This window comes from Rhodoferax sp. ZS1R8, assembly GCF_056521325.1.
Window position 1 is genome coordinate 1 of sequence record NZ_JBWMBA010000097.1, and the last position, 1,308, is coordinate 1,308.

A 1,308-nucleotide genomic window follows, 5' to 3' on the forward strand; every position below is an offset into this window, starting at 1 on the left:
GGTGGCACAGGCGGTCAACAGGCCAACAGTGGCACACAAACTGGCCACGCGCATCGTGCGGAGCCACGGGTGGGAGAAGCGGATCTTGTGTGACATAGCGTTTTGTGTTGCAGGTGGAGATAGGGCTGCAGTGTAGAAGGCTGATTGCGGCTGGCCTGCAGGGCCATTCACGCCCAGGCCAGCATCCTCGCCGCAAGCCCCGCCAACGCACAGGCCACTATGACCGGAACTACACCCACCTTGTAGCGCAGCAGCGCCACCGCCGCCAGGGCGGTCAAAAGCAGCGCCACGCCATCCACCCTTGAGCCAAATATGCCGCTAGCCCCCGGTAATATTGCGATGTGCGCTATGAAAAACAGAGCGAGACTGGCTATAACCCCCACCACCGCTGCGGTGATAGCGGTCAGCGGTGCGGTCAGGTGCAGCTTGCCGTGGGTGGATTCGACCAGCGGGCCCCCGGCCAGGATGAAGATAAAGGATGGCAGAAACGTGAACCAGGTCACCACGGTGGCTGCCAGCGCCGCACCCAGGAAGAGCGCGTCCGGCCCCAGCACTTCCTTGGTCCAGCCCCCAACAAAACCCACAAAGGCCACGACCATGATCAGGGGCCCGGGTGTGGTCTCGCCCAGCGCCAGCCCGTCGATCATCTGGGTGCCGGTAAGCCAGCCAAATTGTTCTACCGCGCCCTGGTAGACGTAGGGCAGCACTGCGTAGGCGCCACCAAAAGTCAACAGCGCAGCCTTGGTGAAGAACCAGGCCATTTGCGCCACAGCGCCATCCCAACCCTGCCAGGCCACCAGTACACCCATGGGCAGCAGCCATAGCGCGGCGCCCACGGCCAGCACTGTAACCATGCGCGAAGGCTTGAAGCGGGCGTGAGCTGGTGTCGGTGTATGGTCGCCAATCAGCCAGTCGCGCTCGCCCGGTGCCAGCACAACGGCCTTGGCTGCGCCGTGACCACCCCCGCCCGCTGCAAACTGCGCTGGCGCCCAGCGCGAGCCCAGCCAACCCATGACTGCCGCACCCAGCACAATCCACGGAAACGGCACATTGAACACATAGATTGCTACAAAACTCATAGCTGCAACCACCCACAGCACGGGGGCTACAGTCGGTTTCCTCAATGTCTTGCTGCCAATGCGGTGCACCGCCTGCAACACAATCGCCGCCACTGCAGGCTTGATGCCATACAGCAAGCCCGCCACCCAGCCCACATGGCCGAAGGCCACATAGACCCAGCTCAAGCCAATCAGGATGAACAGCGAAGGCAGCACAAACAGCACACCCGCCACAACCCCGCCCCATGTG

Annotated in this window: 1 protein-coding gene; it reads right to left on the reverse strand. The window is 62.9% G+C overall.

Annotated features, from left to right (window positions below; translation table 11 throughout):
- Positions 1–167 precede the first annotated feature (167 nt).
- The coding region (locus tag AC097P_RS24105; protein WP_479612956.1) for a chromate transporter at positions 168–1,308 on the reverse strand (1,141 nt) is incomplete at its 5' end.